Origin of the sequence: Nocardiopsis chromatogenes YIM 90109 (assembly GCF_000341185.1) — a bacterium.
Taxonomy (GTDB): domain Bacteria; phylum Actinomycetota; class Actinomycetes; order Streptosporangiales; family Streptosporangiaceae; genus Nocardiopsis_A; species Nocardiopsis_A chromatogenes.
Map to the genome: position 1 here is coordinate 1 of NZ_ANBH01000091.1, position 786 is coordinate 786.

At 75.6% G+C, this 786-nt stretch carries 1 protein-coding gene; it reads right to left on the reverse strand.

Annotated features, from left to right (window positions below):
- A partial coding sequence (locus D476_RS32630) for an SDR family oxidoreductase (protein ID WP_017623635.1) occupies positions 1-786 on the reverse strand: 786 nt, incomplete at both ends.

A 786-nucleotide genomic window follows, 5' to 3' on the forward strand; every position in this document is an offset into this window, starting at 1 on the left:
GCCCGATCGGCGCGTCCTCGGCCAGCCGCACGCCCTCCTCCGGCAGGTTCGCGTACACCCCGGTGGAGGAGACGTAGTGCACCGGAACCGTGCGGTGGCGCGCCGCGATCCGCAGGACCTCCTCGGTGGCGGCCACGTTGGTGGCCTTGAGCCGGGCATAGGGGTAGAGCCAGTTCACGTGCGCGCCGATGTGGAACACCGCGTCGGCCTCGCGGGCCAGCCGGTCCGCCGTCGCCGGGTCGAGCCCCAGCCCCGGCTCGCCCAGGTCGCCCGGGACGACCCGCACCCGGTCGAGCGCGATGCCGGTCCGGTAGTACTCGGCGGCGGCGCGGATCCGGGCGTAGCCCTCCTCCTCGTCGGCCGCCCGCACCAGGCAGTGCACGGTGGCGCCGGTGGTGCGCAGCAGGTCGCGCAGGACGAACGAGCCCATGAACCCGGTGGCCCCGGTGAGCAGCACGTTCTGCGGATCGGAGGCCAGGTGGACGGTGGGCGCGGGCCGGATGTCGTCGGCGAGCCGGACCTCGGCGGCGAAGTCCACGGCCGGACCGCCGCCCGGCGCGCCCTCCAGCTCCGACAGCAGCCGCTCGGCCAGGTCGGCCGGGGTCGGATGGTCGAAGACCAGGGACACCGGCAGCCGCACACCCGACTCGGCGAGCAAAGCGCCGCGCAGGTCCACCGCGGTCAGCGAGTCGAAGCCCAGGTCGGCGAAGTTCTGGTCGGGGCCGACCGGGTCCGCCGGGTCGCGGCCGAGCACCGCCGAGGCGGCGCCCTGCACCAGGCGCAGCA